At 50.2% G+C, this 24825-nt stretch carries 21 protein-coding genes and 1 pseudogene; 8 read left to right on the top strand and 14 right to left on the bottom strand.

All coding sequences use genetic code 11. From position 1 onward, the window contains the following. The 3 genes from Q0628_RS03215 to Q0628_RS03205 form a co-directional block, all read right to left on the bottom strand. Positions 1 to 990: RNA-binding domain-containing protein (locus Q0628_RS03215; protein ID WP_298768137.1), on the bottom strand; the 990-nt coding region annotated here is incomplete at its 3' end. A gap of 81 nt (positions 991 to 1071) precedes the next feature. Continuing rightward, on the bottom strand, positions 1072 to 2640 hold the full coding sequence (locus Q0628_RS03210; protein ID WP_298768136.1) for a type I restriction-modification system subunit M: 1569 nt from the start codon (positions 2638 to 2640) through the stop codon (positions 1072 to 1074). Further along, complete coding sequence (locus tag Q0628_RS03205; RefSeq protein ID WP_298768135.1) at positions 2637 to 3257, bottom strand: hypothetical protein; 621 nt, start codon at positions 3255 to 3257, stop codon at positions 2637 to 2639. The genes Q0628_RS03210 and Q0628_RS03205 overlap by 4 nt, the downstream gene beginning before the upstream one ends. A 359-nt stretch (positions 3258 to 3616) precedes the next feature. Here Q0628_RS03205 and thrS point away from each other — a divergent pair, with 359 nt between their 5' ends. Together thrS and Q0628_RS03195 are read left to right on the top strand one after the other, a co-directional pair. Next, positions 3617 to 5554 (top strand): threonine--tRNA ligase, encoded by a 1938-nt coding sequence (thrS, locus tag Q0628_RS03200; protein WP_298768134.1) that lies wholly within the window; start codon positions 3617 to 3619, stop codon positions 5552 to 5554. A gap of 165 nt (positions 5555 to 5719) precedes the next feature. Further along, positions 5720 to 5899: pseudogene (locus tag Q0628_RS03195) on the top strand (His/Gly/Thr/Pro-type tRNA ligase C-terminal domain-containing protein); the annotation flags it as partial. A gap of 82 nt (positions 5900 to 5981) precedes the next feature. Here the strand turns inward: Q0628_RS03195 and Q0628_RS03190 are convergent. Together Q0628_RS03190 and Q0628_RS03185 are read right to left on the bottom strand one after the other, a co-directional pair. After that, positions 5982 to 6389, bottom strand: coding sequence for a putative toxin-antitoxin system toxin component, PIN family (locus Q0628_RS03190; RefSeq protein WP_298768133.1), 408 nt, complete (start codon positions 6387 to 6389; stop codon positions 5982 to 5984). Continuing rightward, positions 6386 to 6577, bottom strand: a complete 192-nt coding sequence (locus tag Q0628_RS03185) for a hypothetical protein (RefSeq protein ID WP_141100396.1) — start codon at positions 6575 to 6577, stop codon at positions 6386 to 6388. The genes Q0628_RS03190 and Q0628_RS03185 overlap by 4 nt, the downstream gene beginning before the upstream one ends. Before the next feature lie 172 nt (positions 6578 to 6749). Between Q0628_RS03185 and Q0628_RS03180 the strand changes: the two genes are divergently transcribed. Both Q0628_RS03180 and Q0628_RS03175 read left to right on the top strand, forming a co-directional pair. Continuing rightward, on the top strand, positions 6750 to 9329 hold the full coding sequence (locus Q0628_RS03180) for a hypothetical protein (RefSeq protein WP_298768132.1): 2580 nt from the start codon (positions 6750 to 6752) through the stop codon (positions 9327 to 9329). Next, positions 9326 to 9727, top strand: a complete 402-nt coding sequence (locus Q0628_RS03175; RefSeq protein ID WP_298768131.1) for a hypothetical protein — start codon at positions 9326 to 9328, stop codon at positions 9725 to 9727. Before Q0628_RS03180 ends, Q0628_RS03175 begins: the two co-directional genes overlap by 4 nt. Positions 9728 to 9895: 168 nt before the next feature. Here Q0628_RS03175 and Q0628_RS03170 read toward each other — a convergent pair whose 3' ends face one another. From Q0628_RS03170 to Q0628_RS03160, 3 genes are read right to left on the bottom strand one after another with little or no spacing between them, the layout of a single operon-like run. Then, entirely contained in the window at positions 9896 to 10687 is a 792-nt protein-coding gene (locus tag Q0628_RS03170) for a phosphatase PAP2 family protein (RefSeq protein ID WP_298768130.1), read from the bottom strand. A gap of 16 nt (positions 10688 to 10703) precedes the next feature. Beyond that, positions 10704 to 12842: a PEP/pyruvate-binding domain-containing protein gene (locus Q0628_RS03165; RefSeq protein WP_298768129.1), complete on the bottom strand. Its 2139-nt coding sequence runs from the start codon at positions 12840 to 12842 to the stop codon at positions 10704 to 10706. A gap of 28 nt (positions 12843 to 12870) precedes the next feature. After that, the gene (locus Q0628_RS03160; RefSeq protein ID WP_298768128.1) at positions 12871 to 13773 is read right to left on the bottom strand and encodes a hypothetical protein; all 903 of its coding nucleotides are present in this window, start codon (positions 13771 to 13773) and stop codon (positions 12871 to 12873) included. Between the two features lie 163 nt (positions 13774 to 13936). Here Q0628_RS03160 and Q0628_RS03155 point away from each other — a divergent pair, with 163 nt between their 5' ends. Beyond that, positions 13937 to 15472, top strand: coding sequence for a hypothetical protein (locus Q0628_RS03155; RefSeq protein ID WP_298768127.1), 1536 nt, complete (start codon positions 13937 to 13939; stop codon positions 15470 to 15472). 365 nt (positions 15473 to 15837) lie between these two features. Beyond that, positions 15838 to 16797 carry an ornithine carbamoyltransferase gene (argF, locus tag Q0628_RS03150; protein WP_298768126.1) on the top strand — a complete coding sequence of 320 codons (960 nt, stop codon included), beginning with the start codon at positions 15838 to 15840 and terminating at the stop codon, positions 16795 to 16797. A 172-nt stretch (positions 16798 to 16969) separates the two neighbouring features. Here argF and Q0628_RS03145 read toward each other — a convergent pair whose 3' ends face one another. From Q0628_RS03145 to Q0628_RS03135, 3 genes are read right to left on the bottom strand one after another with little or no spacing between them, the layout of a single operon-like run. After that, on the bottom strand, positions 16970 to 18340 hold the full coding sequence (locus tag Q0628_RS03145; protein WP_298768125.1) for an ATP-binding protein: 1371 nt from the start codon (positions 18338 to 18340) through the stop codon (positions 16970 to 16972). Continuing rightward, entirely contained in the window at positions 18337 to 19014 is a 678-nt protein-coding gene (locus Q0628_RS03140; RefSeq protein WP_298768124.1) for a response regulator transcription factor, read from the bottom strand. The genes Q0628_RS03145 and Q0628_RS03140 overlap by 4 nt, the downstream gene beginning before the upstream one ends. Before the next feature lie 16 nt (positions 19015 to 19030). Continuing rightward, a complete protein-coding gene (locus tag Q0628_RS03135) occupies positions 19031 to 21265 on the bottom strand; it encodes an inorganic phosphate transporter (protein ID WP_298768123.1) in 2235 nt (744 codons plus the stop codon). 190 nt (positions 21266 to 21455) lie between these two features. Here Q0628_RS03135 and bioB point away from each other — a divergent pair, with 190 nt between their 5' ends. Both bioB and Q0628_RS03125 read left to right on the top strand, forming a co-directional pair. Beyond that, positions 21456 to 22430: a biotin synthase BioB gene (gene bioB / locus Q0628_RS03130; protein WP_298768122.1), complete on the top strand. Its 975-nt coding sequence runs from the start codon at positions 21456 to 21458 to the stop codon at positions 22428 to 22430. A 214-nt stretch (positions 22431 to 22644) separates the two neighbouring features. Then, positions 22645 to 22971 carry a hypothetical protein gene (locus Q0628_RS03125; RefSeq protein WP_298768121.1) on the top strand — a complete coding sequence of 109 codons (327 nt, stop codon included), beginning with the start codon at positions 22645 to 22647 and terminating at the stop codon, positions 22969 to 22971. 51 nt (positions 22972 to 23022) lie between these two features. Here Q0628_RS03125 and nrdG read toward each other — a convergent pair whose 3' ends face one another. From nrdG to nrdD (Q0628_RS03110), 3 genes are all read right to left on the bottom strand, one after another. After that, complete coding sequence (gene nrdG / locus Q0628_RS03120) at positions 23023 to 23586, bottom strand: anaerobic ribonucleoside-triphosphate reductase activating protein (protein WP_298768120.1); 564 nt, start codon at positions 23584 to 23586, stop codon at positions 23023 to 23025. Positions 23587 to 23670: 84 nt separating this feature from the next. Then, complete coding sequence (gene nrdD / locus Q0628_RS03115) at positions 23671 to 23817, bottom strand: anaerobic ribonucleoside-triphosphate reductase (protein ID WP_072798566.1); 147 nt, start codon at positions 23815 to 23817, stop codon at positions 23671 to 23673. 25 nt (positions 23818 to 23842) lie between these two features. Beyond that, on the bottom strand, positions 23843 to 24825 hold a 983-nt coding region (gene nrdD / locus Q0628_RS03110), incomplete at its 5' end, for an anaerobic ribonucleoside-triphosphate reductase (protein WP_298768119.1).

The raw sequence follows: 24825 nt of genomic DNA, 5'->3' as shown, positions 1-24825 counted from the left end.
ATGCGACCGCTTAATAGTTTTGGGAGTTAATTCGCGGGGTAACAAGCCCGGGCTTTCAATTTCTATACGGTCGTCATATATGGCAATGCCGATAGAGCACTGGTGAATGTCATAATCCCTATGGCAAAGAGCGTTAATCAGTGCCTCGCGCAATGCCGTTGCTGGAACATCAAGGTGTTCTTCCCTTTTAAATCCCTTGATTTCTCCGCTAAGAGAAAGATGCTTGAAAAAGAATGACATGCCCGCATCAAGCAGTTCAAAGAAATTGCCATGAGCCTGTTGGTTGTCGATAAAGTAATTTTTGTCCGTTCCTCTAAAACGAGCCATTCGAATTTCATAATCATACGAAAATCTCTTAGAAAAAAGAAACACAGCGGCGTTCCGCAAATCGTTGCCATCCAACAGGTTCCATTTTTTCAATATTACTTTAATTGATTCATTGAGTGACCCCACCGGAATTCGTTTTTCTTCGACGCCGAGACGCACAACCCCACGAATCGTGCCGGCGTTAAGATCCTTTATGCTATACCCTTCGGCAGTCCTCATTTCCCATGAATACTGGTGGGGCATATTAATGCGAATCCGCTCATCAAACATATCCCTGGGCATCGCCTTGGTGACGCTCTCCAGTCTATAATATGGCTTCCCGTGGAATGTGTATGGCTTTTGCCCATAGACCCACGGATTGAACCTCAGCACGATTACCTGGAGGTTCGGCTTGCCGGAAATATCTACATATTCAATGACGGGCGTAACTGCGGGCTCAATACCCGCCAAAGCCAGCGCGATATCGCGGCGGGTAGATTCTGAAACAATCTGCCCGACAATATTCAAGGAGGGTGTGACACCGAAAACGAGAACTCCGCCATCGGAATTCAAAAAGGCACATGCCGTATGCATGCCTTCACGAAGTTCACCGGTAGATTTCTTCAACTCGACATTCTTCGTCTCGTCTTTAGAAATCAGGTTTTTAAGTTCTTCCAGCGTCATCAAATCATCCTTTATTCAACCATCTCGCCCATGCGAGCGACATGGTTCTTTATCATTTTCGTGACCTCAAGAAAATGATAATTACCCCCGTTTAATCTCCTTCAGTTTTTGCGCCATCTGCTTACGGACTTCGGCAAGTTCCTTTTCGAGACGGTCGATATCCTTCTGCACGGCATCCACATCGATAGGAGCTTCTTCTTCGAAGGTGTCCACATAACGCGGAATATTCAGGTTGAATTCGTTACCTTCAATTTCGTCGAAGGAGGCAACATGGGCGTACTTGTCCACATTCTTGCGCTTCTTGTAAGTATTCACAATCTTTGAGATATTCTCTTCGGAGAGCGAATTCTGCTTTTTGCCCTGCACAAATTCACGGCTAGCGTCAATGAACAGCACGTCCTTGCGCTTTGCGTTCTTGCCGCCGATTTCACGGCTGCGGTCGAATACCAGAATCGCCACGGGAATGCTTGTGGTCGGGAAAAGGTTTTCGGGGAGGCCGATTACCGCATCCAGCAAATTTTCGCGAATCATCGCCTCACGGATTTTGCCTTCGGAAGAACCACGGAACAGCACACCGTGCGGCACCACGACAACGACGCGTCCTTCGCCCGCGAGGCATGTTTCAACCATGTGCGTAATGAAGGCCCAGTCGCCCTTGCTCTTGGGCGGAACGCCACGGAAAAAACGCTTGTAGGGGTCACTTTCGGCGTTTTCTGCGCCCCATTTGTCAAGGCTGAAAGGCGGATTAGCCACCACCACGTTGAATTTCATCAACTTGTCCTTTTCGACAAGCATCGGACTGTTGAGCGTATCGCCCCATTCAATGCGGGCGCTATCGGTGCTATGCAGGAACATGTTCATGCGGCAAAGAGCCCACGTACTGCCGTTCGATTCCTGACCAAACAAAGCGTAGTTGCCGCTCGGCACCTGCTTTGCGCCCTGCAAAAGCAAACCGCCCGCGCCGCACGTCGGGTCGCAAATCTTGTCGCCATCCTTCGGAGCGGCGAGTTTCGCCACGAGTTCGGTAACAACGAACGGTGTAAAGAATTCACCCGCCTTCTTGCCAGCCTCGGCACCGAAACGCTCCAACAGATACATATAGGTGTTGCCGATGATGTCTTCGGAAACGCGGCTCGGCGACATGTCGAGTTCGTCCTTATGGAAGTCTTCGAGCAGCGTACGTAAGCGACGGTTGCGGTCCTTCGTCTTGCCGAGATTTGGTTCGGAATTGAAGTCGATATTGCGGAACACGCCTTCAAGCTTGAGCCTGTTCTGCGTTTCAATCTTGTCGAGAACGATGTTGATTAAATCGCCGATGTTATCTGCAGTGCGGCGTTCGTAAAGGCTGTAATAGTCCGCGACAAACTTGTCGATGACCTTGCCTTTCTCGTTCTTGATTTCTACCATCGGGAGTACAAAACGTTCGCGCTCCAGTTTGCGGAGGATTCGCGCCTCGTCGCCGCCGTATTGTTTGCCATAAGCGTCGTAATGGTCGCGCCAAACATCCGACATATACTTCAAGAACAGCATCACCAGAATGTAGTCCTTGTACTGCGCCGGATCAACCGCCCCGCGGAAGGTATCGCACGCGGCCCAGGCGGCAGCGTTGATGGCATCTTGCTTGATTTTTTCGCTTTTCACTTCACTCATAGCGACTCCAGGTATTTTGATATTTCCGTTTCTAAAATTAAGTTCTTTTGCTTGACAATTTCTGCCAAAATCTCATGTTCTTTTCGGCTGAGTTTTACAAGGTCGGCAATAGCCTGCTGAACCCTTAAATTGGGCAATTTGACCGACATCTGCTCCAAAACAGTCTTGCTGATGAGCGGCATGGCAGAACCCTTGGCGAATTCCTTGAAAAAAGCGGCTCCGTTGGCGCCGTTCATATACCAAACCAGGTATTCGGGCAAAACCCTTTCGCGATTTACGCGGATACGGATCATCGGGGCAACCACAAGCAAATCTTCATCCAAGACAGGTACAAGAGCCGAAACAAACGAGCCACCCCTCGACCTAAACACGATATCACCCGCCACCGCAAGGTGCGAGCCGTTGGGCTTGACGTCTTCTACACGCCGCAGCGCGCCCACATTCAACGAGCCATCCGAATCCACATCGCGCAAAAAACACGCGAGCGTGCCACTTTCTCCCGGGACGCAGGTGTTGCGGAACGGATAACCCACCGAAAGCTGGGCAACATCGCGCAGCAATACCGTATGCGATTTCGACAAGACAAGGGTGCTCTTTGATGTATTTTCAAAGTCCATGCCCTAAATATAAGCAATTCTTTTCTTAAAGTCAAGATTTTTTGTAGTATTTTCAATACTAAATAAATCAAAATTTCAAAAACGGCGATTTTTGAAGAAATTTAACAATTTATATTTCATTTTCTGATTTCAAGCAGTCGTAATTAGTATCCATATAATTCACCTCGGGGTCTTAGGGGCTGGGCCCCTAGGAGAAGGGGTGGGGAGCAACGTAGTGCGACCCAGGGGAAGGCTTTCCCCTTTATAAAAAAGACTTTCCTTACTCTACTTTATTTCTCCTACTTTTCTATCTTTGCGCGCACCGCCAGATGTCGTATTTCTGGGGAACCGGGCGAGAACCGCCCATAAAAGGATTATTTATGTCTCAAATCGAACTCACCTTCCCCGATGGCTCCGTACGTTCCGTAGCATCGGGCACCACCGGCCTCGAAATTGCGAAGGGCATTTCCGAAGGTCTTGCACGCAAGGCGCTTGGCGTCAAACTCGGCGATAAGGTCCTCGACCTCACGCGCCCGCTCACCGAGAGCGGCACCATCAAGATTATCACGCCGAGCAACGACGACCCGGATGCACTTTACCTGCTCCGCCACAGCTGCAGCCACGTGCTCGCCGAAGCCATCTGCGACCTGTTCCCGGGCACCAAGCTCGCCTACGGTCCGGCTATCGAAAAGGGTTTCTACTACGATTTGATGACACCGACCCCGATCCAGCAGTCGGATTTCGAGCGCATCGAAAAGCGCATGAAGGAAATCATCAAGGAAGACCGTCCGTTTACCCGTTGCGAAGTCAGCGCCGCCGATGGCCTGAAGCGCACCGAAGGCGACAAGTACAAGACGGATAACGCGCAGCGTGCTCTCGCCCGCGAAGGTAGCGACGGCACTCTCAGCTTCTACGTGACTGGCGAACCGGGCAAGAACTTTGAAGACCTCTGCGCCGGCCCCCACGTGCCTTCTACTGGCAAGCTCAAGAATTTCAAGGTGCTCTCGATGTCGGGCGCCTACTGGCATGGCGATCAGAACAGCGACCAGCTGACCCGTGTGTACGGCACCTGCTTTGCCGACAAGGAAGGTCTCGAAACTTACCTGAAGTTCCTGGAAGAGGCCGAAAAGCGCGACCACCGCAAGATCGGCAAGGAAATGGACCTCTACCACATCGAAGACCATTCTCCGGGCATGGTGTTCTGGCACCCGAAGGGCACCAAGATGGTGAACGCCCTCAAGGACTACATCCGCGGGAAGATTGACCGTCGCGGCTATCTCGAAGTGATCACGCCGGAAATCGTGAACAAGACTTTGTGGATCAAGTCCGGCCACGCCGACAAGTACAACGAGAACATGTTCAAGACGCTGGCTGGCGACGTGGAAATGGCCGTGAAGCCGATGAACTGCCCCTGCCACATCCAGATTTTCAACACCGGTCTCCGCAGTTGGCGTGACCTGCCGATGCGCCTTGCCGAATTCGGTAAGTGCCACCGTTACGAACCTGCCGGCACCATGCACGGCCTGATGCGCGTGCGCGGCTTTGTGCAGGACGACGCCCACATCTTCTGTACCGAAGACCAGATTGCAAGCGAAGTGGCCGACTTCTGTGCCCTCGTCAAGGAAATCTACCACGACTTCGGTTTCGACGATATCGTGGTGAAGTTCTCCACCCGCCCGGAAAAGCGCGTGGGTTCCGACGAAATCTGGGACAAGGCTGAAGCCGCCCTCGCCGAAGCTACCAAGCTCGCCGGCCTCGACTACATCTTGAACCCGGGCGAAGGCGCCTTCTACGGCCCGAAGCTCGAATTCACGCTGAAGGACAGCCTCGGTCGTGACTGGCAGTGCGGTACGATCCAGGTGGACTTCAACCTCCCGCAGCGCCTGGGTGCCGAGTATGTCGGCAAGGACAACCAGAAGCACATTCCGGTGATGCTGCACCGCGCCGCCGTGGGTTCCATCGAACGCTTCCTCGGTATTCTTATCGAAGAATTCATGGGAGATTTCCCGCTGTGGCTCGCTCCGGTTCAAGCCCGCGTGCTCCCGATTTCTGAAAAGTTCGTTGAATACGCGAAGCAGGTCGAGAAGGAACTCGTGAACGCCGGAATTAGGGTCGAAACTGACGAGTCCAATGAAAAGTTGGGATATAAAATTCGTCAGTGTGAAATTCAAAAGATCCCCTACATTCTTATTGTAGGCGAAAAGGAAGCCTCTGACAACTTGGTTGCCGTTCGCAAACGTAAGGACGGAGACAAGGGTCAGATGAGTGTTCAGGCCTTTATTGACATGACTGCTGATGACAGAAGAGTCGTCCGTTAATCAATAAGGAAATAACATCCGCAAACGTAGGCTTCCTTTGAGCCTACGTTTTTTTGCGTGGAAGTCGATGAATGCAACGAGTAGCGTGCAAGCCGAGCGTCGCGACAAAATGCTTGCATTTTGGCATGACCGAGGCGCCGCCGCTGACGCCGAAGGCGTCAAAAGCTCGGCTACAAGATCCGCCAGTGCGAACTGCAGAAAGTGCCTTACCTCCTCATCGTCGGCGAGAAAGAAGTTGCAGACGGAGTCGTGTCCGTGCGTAAGCGTAAGGACGGCGACAAGGGTTCCATGAAGGTTGCCGACTTCCTCAAGATGACGGAAAACGACCGCAAGGTTGTGCGGTAATCATCGCGGCATAAAAGATCCCCGCCTTCGCGGGGATGACATATTAGCAAACGCAGACTCTCCCCGAGCCTGCGTTTTTCACTTATAAACCTAATTTATTCAAAAACTCTGAATACGAAAGAATCGGTATTCCCGCATGACTTTTCAGTTCAGTCAAATCCTTGTCTCCGCTTATAATAAAATCAACAGGAACACTTTCTGCCATTGACAATATAAAGAGATCCTTGATGTCCCTGATAGGTGATTTTGCCTGTATTGTGATTGGAGTCCAATGGCAAACATTATCCACCATGTCAACAAACGCTTGCCGTGATTCTTGAGAAATAATAACGTTAAATTTCGGACGAGCGACCACAGTTTGAATTTCGTCTAGCAGTTGTTCGCTCATATAAACTTGAACATCATTACGGCATAAAACATCGGCAAGCGAAGCAAGCCGCTTGCCTATCATGAATGATATCCACAAATTTGTGTCGAACAGGACCTTCATTTCCCATATCGAACAGCGTTGACTTCAGCGGCGATTTCTTCGTCGGTCATCATCGGGGTCTTGGGACATGAATCGACGAATTTCTGGACAATGCTTCGCTTAGACCGCACAGTCCAGCCCATGCGATTCGCTAGCGTTTCCATGATACCCAAATCTTGGGTTGGAATTGTCAAAACAAGATCTTCCATATAAACCTCCTCCATAATATACATTATTCAGAGTTGAACAGCCAACCCCATTCCAAGTAGGAATAGCCCGTTTGCTTTACAAAATGGCACAAATTCGCCGTTTTCTACACAAAATTGCTCCTTTTTATAAACTTTTTGAATTTTTTTCGTCCATTTTTATGTTATTTTAAAAATGACGATAGAAAAACTCCAAAAAGTAAAAATGGAGACCGTTATGGATCAAAGGGACAATTTAAACAACTCAGAATCAAGCGAAGAAATTAATTCTGTAGTTGGAACGGCTGGCGTAAACAGTTCTCAAGTTTATGCAGAAAATGTGAAACTCCAAGCTCGTCAAGGCCATGGTTTTGCAGCGGAGCAAGCAAATAATGTTGATGACCTTCTCGCAGGGAAAGATGCACGAGTTGTCGGAAACGATAATGCTTTGAATGGCCCAGACAGATATTCTGATGGCACTTTTATCCAAACAAAATACTATAAAACCGCACAAGAGTCTGTTAATGCTTTGTTTGATGACAAGGGCAACTACAAGTACAAAAATGCAGACGGTTCTCTTATGGCGGCCGAGATTCCTAAAGGCCAAGGCGAGCAAGGGGTTGCTTTGTTGGAAAAAAGAATTGCAGAAGGTAAATTTCCCGGAGTATCGGACCCTAGTAAAGCGAAGGAATTAATTAGAGAAGGTGCTGCAACTTACGAACAAGCCGTAAATATAACAAAGTTTGGAACTGTCGAAGGTTTAATTTATGACGCGAAACAAGGTTGTATAGCCGTTTATAATTCACTTCCATTTCTGGGAGTTGGTGCAGCGGTTGTATTTTTCAAAAGTATTTGGGACGGGAAAGATTTTAAAGAGGCCCTGAAGAATTCTTGCATCGTGACAGTGGAAGCAGGTGGCTTTATAGGGTTGCAAACAACCCTGGTTAGTGGAATAGCGAGAACTGGAATAGATAGAGTTATAAAAGATACGGGCATTTCCCAAGAAATCGTCAAATTGATGGGTCCGGAACTTTCAGAGACTTTATTTCATAAAACTGCAAATGCTGCCGCCAGCAAAGTATTACGTGGAAACGTTATTACAATGGGGGTTTCCGTTTCCATTCTTTCTGTTAAGGATTTCTATAACTTTTTCTCAGGAGACATCTCTTTTCAGCAGTTGAGCAAAAACATTCTCCAAACCTCATCCGGTGTAGCGGGAGCAATCGCAGGAGCTTCTGTCGGAAGTGCAATTCCTGTAGTTGGAACTATTGTCGGTGGATTTGTGGGCGGAATGCTTGCTTCCAAGACGGCAAAAGGCGTTCTTGACGAGATAATAGAGGACGATGCGAAAAGAATGCTCGATATTTTGCAAAATGTCTGGGCAAATTTGAGCTATGATTATATGCTGTCCGAGAGTGAAGCCGCTTTGGCTATGGCGGAGTTTAAGACCTATACGGAGAAAAATCCCAATTTCTTAAAGGATATCTTCCATAATCCTGATCACGAATTGGAAGCAAAAACAATTGTAGAACCGATTGTTGCTGCGGTTGCGTTGACTCGACCAAAAATCAAACTCCCTTCAGAAGAAGACATCCGTTTATATAATCAAAATTTGAACAAAGAACAAGATTCCTGCAAGGAACAAGACTCTACCAAAAAATGGATGTTCCCTGAAGTGTACGAAAATATTCAGATGTCGCTTGTGATCCAAATAATTAGTTTTGGAGTTATATTGGGAATCTGTTTCTTAACAAGAGCCTTAGAATGGAACACCTTGTTTGCCATTTCAAGACATTTGCTCTTTTTTGTTCCTCTAGTCTTTGCGGCAGTTACATGGTATAAGGAAGGAACAGGATCTGCAAAGGAAATGATTATTCAAGAATTTGCGCCCAAACCACTTAAAATTGCTGGAATAATCCTTACTATACCGTTCAGTATGATCCTTTTATGGGGCGGAATTGGCTCAATTCTAGCCTATTTCGGAGCTATTGGCTGGCTGACTTTTTGGGATGCCGGGTTCACTTTAATAGCGTTTTCATTTATTTTAACCATTCCCGTAATGGTTTTAGATTTGAAATACTTAATCTTCAATAGACCCGCGACTTCTACAAACGCAAAAACAGATACAAACAGAAGCAACCTAATCAAGAAAATAGTCCCAAAGCTTAGATCTATATATCTTAAACAAAATTATATTGGAGAGCTCTCTCTAGACTCCTTATTGAAAGACGCTCCCATAAAAGAAGAAAAGAAGAATTGTCCTCCAAAGGAAATAGACACGGACTTGATGATAGATCTTCTAAAAACACAGGGAATATCCTTTCTTGTCATGGTGGTAATCTGCCTAACAACCTGGTTTATGGAATGGAATAGCCTGTTTGCCATTTCAAGACACCTGTTGTTTTTCGTTCCCCTATTTTTAGGAGTAGTCATGATCAACGATGAAGATCATGCAAAATATACACCCAATGCTGTATTATTCTTTATGGCAATCCCCTTTATTTCCCTTTATGGGACTGTAGTGTGGGGATTAGTCGGGGGAATTCTTGCCTGGCTCGGCATTTTAAATTGGCTCACTTTCTGGGACATAGGGTTTACGGCTCTGGTAATAGCTTTCCCCTTCTTGGTGATATCTTTTTTACTGGAACTTAAAGCCGTAATTTCTGAAAATTTTGGGGGAAGCAATCAGTCAGGAACATTTAATGCCGCCAAGTACGCGACATCAACAGGAAACAAGACCTTTGTAAGTAATCGCAGCATAGGAGTAAAAAAATGAAAAAGAGCATCATTGGCATTGTTTTTGCTTTGTTTTTTTGGGGGTGTTCTTCGGATTACTCCGCAATAAACAGTTATGAATTTATAGAGGATGCATTAGAATGTTCTTCTGACGCATCGTGTACAGCAAATTCGAAATGGGAGGAAATAGAAACCGATTCTTACGGACGCTTACGGCATACAAAGATTCAAGGAAACGATATTTCGATTTATTGGGAACCGTATCAGGTTGGTGCAACAACTATGTTGGCCGTACGTATTCAAAACAAGGATATGGATAAGTGGTACGCTCCGAATTTGACCGAAATAGGCTTTTTTAAGGCCATCGTAATTCAAGTATACGGAAACACTTTTTCAAATATGATTCTTGGACCAATAATGGGATTTTTCGCAAATTAGAATTTACTCTTGCTGAAAAAACATTATTGCATCCGCGTTAGAGATGGTAACCCTTGGGGCGGCGCTGTGGCGCCGTTTTATGAGGTTGGGCGGGAACAGAGTGAACCGGGCAACCCATAAAATATAGCCCGACCACACATATATGTGTGGGAACGCCCATGCAAACTTTTACTTCTTCCCGGCCTTCGGTGCAGCAGGTTTCCCTGTAGCGGGTTTTGGTGCAGAGCCTTTGGTTTCGGCGGCTTTCAGCTTCTTGAACTCCGCTTGAGCCTTGCGCATGTCGGCCATGAAGGTTTCGTTTGTATGCAAGCTCGGGTAGGCGCCCGAGACAAGCACCTTGGAGGCGTCCACGTCGCTTTGCCAGTGGAAGCCTGCAATCACGCGGCTCTGTCCCCATTCGTAGGCGTACTTCAGCAGGGCATCCTGGGCAGCCGGGTTCACCTCGATTAGCAGCAGGGCCATGGCCCACGCACGAGCAGTATGTCCCGACGGATAGGAACCATTCGTTCTCAGGCGTTCTTCTTCGGCAGGGACAAGCGTCGGTTCGTTAAAGCGGTCGTAAGGGCGGCGCCTCATATAGTGCCTTTTGGCCTTGCTCCCCACTTTTCTAAGTGTCAGGACGCCTCGTTCGAGCAGGTTCATGATGGCAGGAGTTTTCTTTGCCGAAATTTCCATGCCAAAGGGCTCGCTGAACATTGCGGCCATCTCTTCGACGGTTTCTGCCGCCTGTGCCACCGCCAGGGCCGCACGGGCAGAATCGAGACGCATCGTTTTGCCCCACATGTACTGCGAGATGTCGTACATGAACTGCGGCGACATGGTATCGGGGGGCGCAGGGTAATAGTTCAGTGCGTCCGGGAGCGCATCGGCTTCCACGTAGGGTTTGACATCGGCGGCAAAACTGCACAGGGCCGCCCCGCAAAGGGCGATTGCGACAAAGGTTTTCTTGATAATGTTCATGCCATAAAGATAACAATTACATCACGTAAGGACGCACTTGCTTATACACCAGCTTACGTTCAGGCCCCATGACCTTGAATTCGATATCAAGCGCAAAGGCATCAGGATACTCATTATAAAGTTTTGCAAAATACCTCTGAATTTTCTGAACAGTCAGATACAACTCATTGATTTCCTTATCCGTAAGAATCAGTGCATCCGGGCTAAGCGTCGAATGTTGCAACAGTACGCTCTGCACGCCGAGTCCGGCAGAAGGAATAATCGAAAGGATCTCGGGGCGTTCGCCGCCTTCGGGATTGGTGATGGACGTTTCTCCGACCTGGATATTTGCGTAAATGCCAGCGACGGAATAATCGGCGATGTTCTGCGTAATGATGACGCCATTCGCAACCTCGTCGGGAAAAGCCTCGTGGACAGCCACCGCCATCTGCACCGACATGTGGTCAATGTTCCAGAGGGAACGTTCTTCGAACGCCTTGAAGCTCCACACGGAAGCCCATACCTTGCGGATTTCATCGGATGGGAGATCCTTTTCGCGCGTAGTCGCCTTCACCGACTTGTAAAGGCCTGCACCATTAAAGTCGCTCAGGTCTTCGGAATTGGTGCTGGAACGCAGGCGCACCCCGGCATCGCCATAAAGGGCTTTCACCTTGGCATCGAGCGCATCGCCAAAATCCTTGTCGACAGGAATGTGCTTGAACAGGTAGCGGATGTTATCGAGGACCGCTTCGCGCAGGCGCGTGTCGGCAGCAAAGTCATCGCGGGCAATCATGCCGGCAATATAGCTGCGGAGCGACACCGTCCCCTTCGACGGGCTCGCCGCGGCAAACGGCTCAAGTTGTTCCATACAAGCGTTTTTCACTTGCGTGCAGATTCCCGACGCACGGCCTTCCTTGCCGCAATCGCTGAAGGACTTTTCGCACAGTTCTCCGGTCACCTGTGCATAGTCCATAAAGTGGCTGTAATGGTAGAACGGCACCGCGAACCCGTCGGGAGAATTTTCAGGCAGCAACTTATGGAGTTCGGCCAGGTTCGCCGCCTTCACGCCCACGGACTTGGACGAATTGAAATTGAGATCAGCAAAATCAACCAGTCCCGAATCAGACAGATCGTAGGCCAGCGTAACGGGCTTCCGCGCATTCTTTTTCCAAAACGCCTGGGCCTCTTCAAGGGTCGTCGCTACCACCGTGTAGGAATTCCCCTTGGCCTCCAGCTTCACCAGCTTTCCGCAGAGAGCAAGCAGGCTGTCGGGCAAGTCGTTTCCGTTAAAGGCAATGTTCGGCGTCTTGCGCGCCTTCGCCGCCAAGTTCACATGCGAAAGTGGCGTCTGCGAATCCTTGCTGATGGTCGCCGCCACCAGCGGAATTTCTGCCGGGAGCGTTTCCAGAATCAATATGTCGTGCGAAGAAACTATCGCCGTATCGAGTTCAGCGGCGGTCAGCTTCACGAGCGTACCGTAGGCCGTTCCCGTATTCATAATCTGGAGCGAGATATCGCCGAACAGCTGCGCGTGCGTGTAGACAGGGACATTCGCCTTCTTGAATTCGGCCTCGTGTTCAGCGGCGGCCTTTTCCGCGGCACTCCCTGACGGCATGTAGAACAGGCGATTTTTGGAACCGCCCGAAGCCAAGAACAGCATGCGGCTTTCAATCAGCTGTTGCACCGCGGCCACCTGCTTAGGCGAGATGCAGTCCGTCGGGAAGAACGTGAGCGCCACCATGGAATCAAGCGTCGCATAATACACAAGCGTTCCCGCAACCGTCCTCTTTGCCGTATCATAGTAGGCTTCCTTTTCGAATTCCGAAAGCGAACTCAGGTCGTGCAACACCGAGCGTGCAAAATCATAATGCAACAGACGCTTCTTCGTATTCATAAAATGAACGACAGCGCTATCCGAGTTGAAATCGGTAATGATGAACTTTACCAGGTAACTTGTACCCATCTCCGTCTTGGAGGGGTACGCGAGCTTGCGCAAAGCCTCGTAGCCGTCTTCCTTGTAGAAACCCGTCCATTCGTCGTCATTCTGGACAAAGGCCGGTAGCGTATCGGGGTCTACAATGTCGGGATTTTCATGGCGATTCGGATCTACGGGGGAACTGCTATTGGAGCAGCCCCACAAAGCCGCCATCGCGATGGCGGCAAGAATCAGCTTCATAAAAAATGACCTACCCAAACGCACCGCGTTACTGAAGTCTGAAATCGCCTTCACAGATTTCAAAGGTGTCGGTAAAATCGTCGAACTTGCCTTCTTCATCAGCAAAGCGACAAACGATAGGCAACTTTCTCACATTATTCAAATCTTCGTCAAAGGACGCGCAACCATCCAAAATTTCCGTTTCGCCGTCGGCCTCATAAACCCTAAGGCAATCCATCGTGTGGCACTTACGGTACCCCCAGCCATAAGACGAATGGTCATATTCATAGACCTTGCCTTCAAAAGTAAAGCGGAAGTTGTCGTTACGGTGATTGCCACCCACATCATAAACCAGGTCCGTTATCGGCGTATATTTGCCGCCAATGTACATGATAGCCGTATCAGTACTGTAGACCGGATCAAGTCCCATCGACTGAATGCAATCAGTCGGAGACGCCTGCGCATAAATAAAACCTTCCCGACCGCCATACTTAAAGGAGCAAATGAAGTCCCTCTGTTCAAAGGATTGCTTCATGCTAATATAACCATCATCCATACTGCATGTATAGACATCTTTCTGCGGTACACGCGGATTAAAAATCGCGATTGGGTCGGTCAGGATTTTCGTGGAGCTGGAAGAGGGAGCTTTTTCACTGGAGCTCGACGTAACATTTTCGCTGCTAGAAGAGTCCGTATTCTTGGAAGCGGAAGATTTCGGATTACCGGAACTGGACGATGTTGCGGAGCTTTCAGAACTCGTGGATTTTTTCTCACTCGACGAAGACCGCTTATCGACACTAGACGAACTTTGATTCTTCTGTTCTCCGGAGCTGGAATCGGCATATTCGCTAGAACTAGATGGATCCTCCACACTATTGGCGCTAGAAGAATCGTCGCCGCAGGCAATCAGAAACAACAAGGAAGTGGCTAAAATTAATTTATGCATGTTCATATTTTGAAATATAAACACTTTCTGCAAAATAGGCAAGGTTGCGTTCCGTTGTAATTTGCAACAACAGAATTTGACCAAAAACAATCCACCATCACGCAACAAAAATATATCTTACAATCACCTGAGAATAATGAATTCCCATTATTTTGCAAGGGGTTGGATTATGAAAAATTGGAAACTGGCTTTACCAGTGGCAACTATCGCCATTGGATTTTGGGCCTGTGGCGAAGACAACACCGCCGCCGCAGACAACAACTGTACCACTCCCGAATGTATCGCGGCACAGATAGATTCACTAAACAATCTTTTACCGCCCGATTCTTCTCTGCAAAACAATCCGCTGGACCAGAACCAATCAGAACCCGAATCTAGCAGCAATCTCGAACAAATCGGTTCCTCTAGCGATAGCGTCCTGCAGGGCAACATCTCTAGCAGCGCTGCACAGCAGCCCGGGTCTTCGGACTCCAATCCGGCTGTAGAATCTTCGAGCAGCCACCACCACCATTGGGGCAGCAGTTCCTCCGTAGACGATTCGAACATTTCTAGTTCGAGTGAAGCGGTTATTGTTCCGCCGACACCGGGCAGCGACTTCAAGGAGCACTTCCGTGACGAATGCCCCGTTGCAAGCATTCCGAAAATCGGAAGCAACCCGAAACTCCCCGATCCGTTTACCGCTTTCGACGGTTCCAAGGTGACCACAAAGGCTCAGTGGAAATGCCGCCGCGAAGAAATTTCAGCTCTTCTCGAAGAGGTTGAACTCGGCGAAAAGCCGCGCAATCCGGAAAAAGTGGAAGGAAGCTACTCCGGCGGGTCGCTCAAGGTCACCGTTACAGACAAGGGAAAAACCATCAGCTTCAGTGTCAAGATTTCCGGAGCAGGCACCAAGGACGCCCCGAAGCCCGCCATTATTGGGTTCAGCGGCGGAAGCCTAGACTATTCCGGCCTGAATATCGCGACGATTTCGTTCAATCCCGATGATGTCGCCCCGGAAGCGACCCGCGGCAAGGGACGGTTCTACGACATTTACGGAAGCAACCATAGCGCTGGCGCCATGATTGCATGGGCCTGGGGCGTAAGCCGTGTCATCGACGCACTCGAAAAGACGCCTGAAGCGGGCATCGATGTACACCACTTGGGTGTTACCGGATGTTCTCGCCTTGGCAAGGGTGCCGCCGTGGCAGGTGCCTTTGACGCACGAATTGCGCTTGTCATTCCGCAGGAATCCGGTTCCGGTGGAGCGTCCAACTGGCGTAGCGCCGCCAAGGACAGCGAAGCTCAGCCGCTCAGCCACGCCTGTCAGGAAGCCGCCTGGTTCCGCTCCTCGCTCTGTAACTACGGCAACAGAATCAACGACCTGCCCACAGACCACCATTACCTGACCGGCATGGTCGCCCCGCGCGCGCTCCTGGTTCTCGACAATACCGGCTGGGTATGGCTCGGTGAAGGCGCCAGCTACGCAAACGCCATGTCCACCGTCGAAATCTTCAAGGCCCTCGGGGCCGAGAAGGACTTCACCTACAGTAAGGCAGCAAACCACATGCACTGCAGCTTCCCTCCCGAAAACAAGGACGAGCTCACCGCCTTCGTGAAAAAATACCTGTTCGACGACAAAACTCAAAATACGGGTAAGATCGAGGCGAAGGGCGTAAGCTACAACGCGGCCGACTGGGTTGACTGGACGACGCCCACTTTGAACTAAAATTTCACTAGTTATCCATACACCCCAAAAAAACAAGCTTCCGGCACAAGTCGGGAGCTTTTTTAATGTTTTTTAGCTTTTTTCTACGCCCCCAACCTTGACAAAGCCCCCAAAAATTTCTCTATTTGCGCATACAATTTTAAGTTTAACCCTTAACGGAGAAACAACATGCCTTGCGGAAAGAAAAGAAAGCGCAGGAAGATTGCGACTCACAAGCGTAAGAAGCGCCGCCGTCGTGACCGTCACAAAAAGAAACTTCGCTAATATCCGTTAGCATTCTATTGTGATTTCCTGTTAAAGACGGAGTGTAAAAGCTCCGTTTTTTACTTTTTTTGTTTTTTTAGGGCTTGCCCAAAGGATAGAAGATGATTGATCGCAACAAGCACTTCCTCCGCCTCATGGACTGGAGCGAAGAAAAAATCCTCGAAACCGTAGAAATCGCCTCCCGCCTCAAGGCCGAGGTTCACGCCGGCAAGGTGTCCGACCGTCTGCACGGCCAGAACATTGCCATGTTCTTCGAGAAGCCGTCGTTGCGCACCATCACCACGTTCCAGGTGGGCATGAACCAATTGGGCGGCCACGCCGTGCTGCTCGCCCCCGATTCCATTGGCCTTGGCAAGCGCGAAAGCGTCAAGGACGTCGCCCGCTGCCTCAGCCGCTGGGTAAACGCCATCGTGGTTCGCTGCTTCAAGCAGGACCTGGTGGAACAGCTCGCCGAATACGGAAGCGTGCCGGTAGTAAACGCCCTGACCGACGACTACCACCCGTGCCAGGCAATCGCATTCGCCCAGATGATCAAGGAAAACCTCGGCGGTTTCAAGAATGCCGACGGTAAGCCGAAGACGGTCGCCTTTATCGGTGACGGCAACAACGTCGCCAACTCCTTCCTCGCACTTGCCTCCAAGGTGGGCATGAACTTCACGCTCGCCTGCCCGAAGGGCTTTGAACAGCCCGCCAAGGTGGTCGAAGAAGCGGAGGCTGGCCTCAAGAAGCACGGTTGCCAGTACCGCGTGTTCCACGACCCGAAGGAAGCCGTCAAGGACGCCGACATTCTCTATAGCGACGTGTGGGTCTCCATGGGTCAAGAAGGCGAAAAAGCCACCAAGCAGAGCCACTTCTTGCCGTTCCAGATCAACGACGAACTCCTGAAGCTCGCTCCGGCACACTGCAAAGTCAGCCACTGCTTGCCGGCTCACCGCGGCGAAGAAATCACGGACTCCGTGATGGACAACCTCGACGTGAACATGAGCTTTGAAGAAGCTGAAAACCGCCTGCACGCACACAAAGCCGTGCTGTGGCAGGTCATGGAGCCTTTTTCCCGATAAGCTTCGCTATACAGCGTTGTTCGGCCTCTCACGTACCTTTTAGTACGCTACGAGGCCTCGCGCCTTGTCTAGCTCGCTTCTGGAAAACAAATTGAATTAAATTAACCCGGCCTCACCGCCGGGCTTTTTTGTTGCAACAAGGAAAGTCTTTAGCCATGTTCGTTTTCGGATTTTATCCAAATTCCACGCTGATTTCGGTACCTTCGCCCACAACGGACTTCAGGGAAATATGTGCGTGGTGCACTTCGGCAATATGCTTTACGATGGCGAGGCCGAGGCCGGTGCCGCCGGTAGCCTTAGAGCGGCTCTTGTCGACGCGGTAGAAGCGTTCAAAGATGCGTGGCTGATTTTCTTCGGGAATACCGATGCCCGTATCCCTTACGACTAGAGCTTTTTCCTTGACAAGGACCTGGACGCTGCCGCCCTGTTCCGTATAGCGAATGGCATTGTCAACTAGGTTGTACAGCATCTCAAAAAGGAGTCGGCGGTTTCCTTGCACCTGGGAGGATTCTTCGCCTTTCAGCGAAACCCGGACCCCCTTCTTATCGGCATTGAAGGATAGTTCATCTACACAGCTGCAGGCAAGGGGCCACAGTTTCACCGTTTCACCTAAATCCAGCGTCGATTCGCCCGGCGCATCCAGTTTCGAAAGAGTCATGATGTCATTGGCGATAGACAGCAAGCGGTTCGCTTCCTTGTGAATCTTGCCTGCAAAGAGTTTTACATCTTCAGGCTTGGCCATCCCGTTTTCGATGAGTTCCGCGTAACCCGAAATCGAAGTGAGGGGCGTTTTAAGTTCATGGGAGGCGTTAGCGGTAAACTCGTCACGCATCTGGGCAGTTTTCAGTTTTTCCAACGAAAGCTGTTCCACAGTCAGCTGCAATTCCCGGTTCTGTTTACGGATTGTCTTCACGAGCGGAGCGATTTCCTTGTAGATTCCCTCGTCGTCCATCAATTCCGGCTGTCCCAAGTTGTCGGCAAGCCTCTGCACCGGCCGCACAAAGGCGCGGCTCAAGCCGATCGCTATCAGGATCGACACAACGACCACGGCTGTCAACAGTGCGATAAGGTAAGGCATGGTCTTGGACACCGACTCGTGGAGGCTCGCCTGACGGCGGCTCAGACGCAAGATATTCCCGTCTGCAAGGCGTTTCGCAAAGTAATACACCTTGGCGTTCAGGGTCACGGAATAGCGAAGATTTTCACCGAAGCCCTTAGCATAGGCATCCATGATTTCGGGGCGGTTCCGGTGATTTTCCATCTTGCCGGCCTCGGCATCACTTTCGTAGATGACCTTACCGTCACTGCCCACCAGGGTAATACGCAAATTTTTACTGGAAAAGGCGGACAAGTTCGCAATGGGTCCACCATCGGTCGAATCCATCTTGCCGTAAGAGACTTCGATAAGGTGCGCCGTTTCACGCAGGTCCCGTTTCAGCTGTTCTGACATTTCATTTTCAAAAACCTGTGCAGTAAAATACACAGCAAAGAGTGCCGCGAGCACCCCCACGTAAATCAAACTGAACCGGATACTGTTTTTCATAGCGCCTTATACCCTACGTTTCTGACGGTTTGTACGATGGACCCCTGGTCCCCCAACTTCTGCCGGAGGGTTTTCACGTGCATATCCACAGTGCGTGTGTCCATATCAAAATCAATGCCCCATATTTTTTCCAGAATCTGCTGACGGGAATAGACCATTCCAGGGTGAGACATCAACAATTTCAGCAATTCATATTCCTTAAAAGTCAAGTCGACCGCATTCCCTTTTACCCGTACCAGGTGGCGCCTATCATCCAATTCCACATTGCCGACAGAAAAAAATTCCGATACCTCCGATTCCTCGGCCCCCCGATCAGAACGACGGAGAACCGCCCGCACCCTGGAAATCAGTTCCAGGATTCCGAAAGGCTTTGCCATATAGTCATCGGCACCCAAGTCCAGACCTTTTACCTTGTCCAGTTCCGTTCCCTTTGCCGTAAGCATGATGACCGGAATATCCCTTGTATTTTCCTGGCTTCGCAGACGCTTGAGGATACTCAGGCCATCTTCTCCAGGAAGCATGATATCCAGAATAAACAAATCCGGCACATTGACCTTCACCTGTTCATCCACGGCCTTGCCACAATCAAAGGCCAATACCTCGAAACCGCTACTTTTTAAAGCGTAAGCTTCCATTTCCCGGACTTCGGCATCATCTTCAACAATATATATCATAAGGCATCCTGCAAAATCATTGCTTTACGGTTAGGAACTTCCTGCTGGCCTTGGCCACGGATCCTACCGAGTCCAACAAAGCCCAGGACTCGTAAAGAATAGTTAAATAAAGGATTTCCGCCCTGATATTTTCTGAACTTGCCTTCATCATTTCCGCTTTCCGTTCACCGAAAATTTTGGAGCCTTCTTCGCGCAATTGATTGCGCACATCGTCATAGCAGCTGAAATCCATAGATTCCACCATATCGGCCGTATATTCTATTTTCTGTCTCACATGGGCGGCCACCCGCAAAAGTTTCTTCCGCTTTTCCTTATCCACGGGGCTAAAGCCGTTATCCACATGGTTCTTGCACGGAGACGAAATCTGTTCTAGACTGAACAGGGCGTCTCCCATAAAATCGTTGGCCTGATACAGGAAAAAGTTCTTTACCACCAAATCTTCCTGGGCAAGCCTTTCCGTACAAAGGGTTCCATGGCGTCGGTTCCGTTGCACGTGTTTCTTCAAGATTTTCACTTTCTTGTTCACCGACCGGAGTTCTCCCAGGTCTTCACGTAAAAGGCCCACCAGCAGTTTTTCGTAGCAATCTGCACACCACCGAAGGATTTCACTCCATTCTCCGCGACTGTAATCCTGTATTAGCGGGTACACCTTGCTTTCGGGACTTGCAGCAAGGATTTTCTCAAACCGTTCTTCCGTCTTGTCCTTCCTGTTTTCACGGTATTTCAAATTTGACCTGACCAGGACAAAAATGACCACCGCAAACAGCGCGAAAATCGCGGGAAGTCCTCCCAGATGAAGAACCACGGCTACCACCGAGGCGCTGGCAAAGGCGGCAAAGGCGGTCAAGAACCAACCACCGATTACCGAGAGTACTCCCGTAATGCGATACACCGCTGTTTCCCTGTTCCAGGCTCTGTCCGCAAGGCTTGTACCCATGGCCACCATGAAAGTCACATAAGTGGTGGAAAGGGGCAGCTTGAGAGAGGTTCCAAGTGCAATAAGGGAACTAGCCAGCATCAGGTTCACGCAGGCACGCAGCAGGTCGAAGGCGGCTCCTTCTTCTTCCAAAATCATCTGCTTGGTATTGAACCGCGAATTAAGTTTATTAGAAATCTTCCTTGGAACAAGACTAGAAACGAACTTGACCACAGCATTGGACCCGCGAACCAGTGCCCGGGCTACCGGGTTAGTTCCGAAAATTTCATCTGAGGAATTCTGGGCAGCCAAGGAAACGGACGTCTTTACCACGTTCTTCGCCTTTTTGGAAAACACCAAGGAAAGGACCATGATAAGGCCCGCAATCATCAGAAGGTACCACTGTCCCGGTTCCGACTGCAACAGGAAAGACATATTGTAATCTAGAGGATTACCGGAATCGCTAAGCAAGTGCTGCACAGAAGAGAGGCTGGTCAGGGGCACTCCTACGAAGTTCACCAAGTCATTTCCAGCAAAAGCAAGTGCCAGGGAGAAGGTACCAAAAGCGATAATCACCTTCAATACGTTCACGCCAACGGCATGGAGCAAATGGCATATCGCAAAAAAGCCCACGAACATGGCCATAATAAGGAACATCTCGTTTTCCGAGAGGAAGGTCTTGTACCCTTCACCCACAAAACTCATATTCTTGAGCCCCTTGACAAGGATAAAGTAGAAGATGGAGGTAAGGGATACGCTGCCGAAAATCCCTACAAAGTAACGGAGTTTTTTCTTGTAGCCAAAAGAGAATATCAGGCGAGTTACATATTGCACAGCAAGGCCCACCACAAAGGCGATGGCCACCGAGAGGAAGATGCCCATAATCACCGTCAGGGCCTTGGAAGTATTAATGAGGTTCCCTAAAGCCAGGGAATCGTCCCCCAGGATCTTGATACTGGCTATAGCGACCGAAGCCCCCAACAGTTCGAAGACCATGGAAACGGTAGTGGAAGTGGGCATTCCGTAGGAGTTGAATATATCCAAGAGGATTACATCGGTAAACATCACCGCCGCATACACGCACATGAGTTCGGCGAAGGTGTAATACTGGGGCATATAAATGCCATGCCGCGCAATATCCATCATGCCACTGCTGAAGGTGGCTCCACAAAAAACTCCTACCGCAGCAAAGATCATCAGGGTTTTATACTTAAATGCCTTGCTTCCTACGGCGGAACTCAAAAAATTCACAGCATCGTTACTGACACCCACGAACAAGTCGAACAGGGCAAGCACCAGCAACATCGCCACAAGAATGATATAAAAAGTCGTCATAAAAACCTCGCGGACCTTAAAGTAAAAAGCCCCGGAGCGATGCGCAAGACTCAGAAATCGCACTTTCCAAAGGTTTTATCTGGACTTTACAAAGGCTTTACATCACTTTACACAGACTTTACATTCCTTTCACAACTCTTTCAAATCAAGGATACTTTTCTATATTTGGGCGCGCAACAAGGAGCGCAGCATGTCTTTTATCGAAAATCTCAAGTTAAAGGTATTGCAAGGATACGAAATCACGCGCGAAGAAGCAATCAAGCTTTTAGGTGAAAACCTCGACGAACTCTGCGCTGCCGCGAACGAAATCCGCGAAAAGTTCCACGGCAACGATTTTGACTTTTGCTCCATCGTGAACGCTCGCAGCGGGCGTTGCTCCGAAAACTGCAAGTACTGCGCCCAGAGTAGCTACTACCACACCGGCGCCCCCGAATACAAGCTGCTCAGCGCCGACGAAATCGTAGCCGATGCGAAGAAGAAAGAAGCCGCAGGCATTCCGCGATACTCCATCGTCACTTCGGGCCGCACGCTCTCGAACCGCGACGTGGAACAGATCTCCGAAGCCATTCGCCGCCTCAAGAAAGAAACCAAGCTTTCCGTATGCCTTTCGGCAGGCCTCCTGAACAGGGAACAGTTCGACAAGCTGAAAGAAGCCGGCCTCACCCGCTTCCACAACAACCTGGAAACCTACCGCAGGCACTTCCCCGACGTGTGCACCACGCACACCTACGACGACAAGATTGCAGCCCTCCAAAACGCCCTTGCCGCAGGACTCGAAATCTGCAGCGGCGGCATCATGGGCCTTGGCGAAACGATGGAAGACCGCATCGACATGTGCCTCGATCTCCGCAAGCTTGGCGTCAAGTCCACGCCGGTGAACGTGCTGAACGCCATTCCGGGCACGCCCTACGAGAACCTCCCGAAACTCACGAACGACGAGTTCTGCCGCATCGTGGCAATTTACAGGTTCATCAACCCGAAAGCATTCATCCGCCTCGCGGGCGGCCGCGGTGTACTGGGCGACGACGGCAAGCGCGCCTTCAAGAGCGGCGCGAACGCAGCCATCACCGACGACATGCTCACCACCGCAGGCGTCAATAGCTGCAAGGACTTCGAACTCGTGAAGGGCCTCGGATTCAAACCGCACGGATTCATCGGATCGTAGACATTCCAAACTGGAATAGCGCTTTTCACTTTTTTCTAGCCCAGGCTGATCAAAAAAACTATATTAATCATTGAGCCCTTCTGGTGGATAAAGAAGGATGGCGTCGCTCCGGCGGGCCGCATGTCTCTAGACGAGATACATCCACCAGAGTGGCTTTTTTGTTTTCCCCCCAAAAAACTATCTTTTCGTTGAATAAACAGAATAAGGAGTTCTCATGAAATGTAGACTTTGGCTTGTTACTCTTGCAGCGGCATTCTGCCTTTCCGCCTGCGGAGACGATAAGTCGAGCGCCGCTCCCGAGCCCGAGGAACCCGGCTGCAACTTTACCAAGACGGACAAGGTCTGGAAATATACCTATCCCGAATGGAATATTACCGAGATCTACACCTGGATAGATGACACGACCGTCCAGTTCGAGGAGTACATGAATTCCTACCACATGGAAGATAACGATACGACCTACACGGGCATAAATCGCGACGAGCTCTTCGATCAAGTCATGGAAGACTGTCAGTACTTCGTCAACGGGCAGCAGCAATAAAAAAGGCTAGCCGCACGGCTAGCCTCGCATAACAAATAAATTCACCCGCGGTTACGAAAGAACGGCCTCGGGCTTTTTTTGCATTTCGTCCAGTTGGATCTGGTGCAAGACCACATGTCCCTGAGTCAGGCTTTCCTGCACATCGATAATGCGCTGGTTGCTGGAGCCCCTAAACTTGAGTTCCAGGGATTTTTTCGCCATGACAAACGGACCGTCAATCAGCATATCCGCGAAAGTCAGCAACTCGAACATGTCTGGTCTTTCATTAGAAAGTTCCATGATGCGTTCATAGGTATAACCCGTGTAAATCACGAGGTTCATGCCACGTTCCTTGATTTCGCGTGCAAGCGGCACGAGTGCCGCGGCCTGTTCCAAGGGATCTCCGCCACTAAAGGTGACGCCATCCAGCAGCGGGTTTTCCTCAATCATCGAAAGGATTTCATCTATTCCGATAAAATGTCCACCGTTAAAATCATGCGTCTGCGGATTATGGCAACCCGGACAATGATGGTGGCAACCCTGGGTAAAAATCGTCATACGAATACCGGGTCCATCCACGAAGGATTCGGGTTCAATCCCCGCAATGCGAAGCCTCGGCGTTTCTTCTTGTTCCATGATCTCTCTTCTTGAAAAAAGAATGGCGGGACATTGCCCGCCATGATAATCTACAGCAGGTAACTACCTAGGTGAACCCAGGAATTACACACCGTGCTTCACGCGATCGTTCACTTCGGCACGCTTGGCGTTGTTGAAGCGATCGACGGTACCGACGAGGTAGCCCGTGATGCGGCGGATGCGTTCGAATCCGATTCCTTCACCATACTTGTTCAGTTCTTTTTCAGACATTGTTGATTCTCCTTACTAGAAATTTTTAACGGATGCCCTTGAAGGCGGGCATACCCGGATAAAGTTTACGCAGTTCAGCCAGTTTTTCTTCGGAAATGGCGTGTCCGTCGGTGCGTCCGCAGCGGGGGCAGCAGTCTCCGATAACTCCAACAAATCCGCAGACGGGGTCACGGTCCACCGGATGGTTGATGGAACCATAGCCGATTCCCACCTTCGCCATGTGGTGCACGATCTTTTCGAAAGCGTCCAGGTTCTGCGTCGGGTCGCCATCGAGTTCGATGTAGCTGATGTGGCCCGCATTGGTGAGCGCATGGTACGGAGCCTCGAGCGAGAGCTTCTTGAATGCAGAAATCTTGTAGTACACCGGCACATGGAAGGAGTTGGTGTAGTAATCGCGGTCGGTCACGCCCGGAATGATGCCGAACTTCTTCTTGTCCATACGCACGAAGCGACCGGAAAGGCCTTCGGCAGGTGTTGCAAGCAGGCTGAAGTTGAGCCCGAGGCGCTTGGATTCCTTGTCGCAGAATTCGCGCATGTGGCCGATAATCTTGAGACCCAGTTCCTGGGAGGCTTCGGATTCACCGTGGTGCTTGCCCGTAAGCATCACCAAGGTTTCTGCAAGGCCGATAAAGCCAATGGAAAGGGTACCATGCTTGATGACTTCGCCCACGGTGTCTTCCCAGCCGAGCTTGTCGGAATCGATCCACACGCCCTGTCCCATGAGGAACGGGAAGTTCTTCACCTTGCGCTTGCTCTGCACGGCAAAGCGTTCCATGAGCTGGTCGCTCACAAGCTGCAGCATGCGGTCAAGTTCCTTGAAGAACAGATCCACCGACTTCATCTTGATGGCGATGCGCGGGAGGTTGATGGAAGTGAAGCTCAGGTTGCCGCGACCATAAGAAATTTCGCGGGTCGGGTCATAGTTGTTGCCGATCACGCGGGTGCGGCAGCCCATGTAGGCGATCTCGGTTTCGGGATGGCCGGGCTTATAGTACTGCAGGTTGTAGG

This window comes from uncultured Fibrobacter sp. (assembly GCF_937877005.1).
Taxonomy (GTDB): Bacteria; Fibrobacterota; Fibrobacteria; order Fibrobacterales; family Fibrobacteraceae; genus Fibrobacter.
This window is presented reverse-complemented; position numbering and strand designations above follow the sequence as displayed.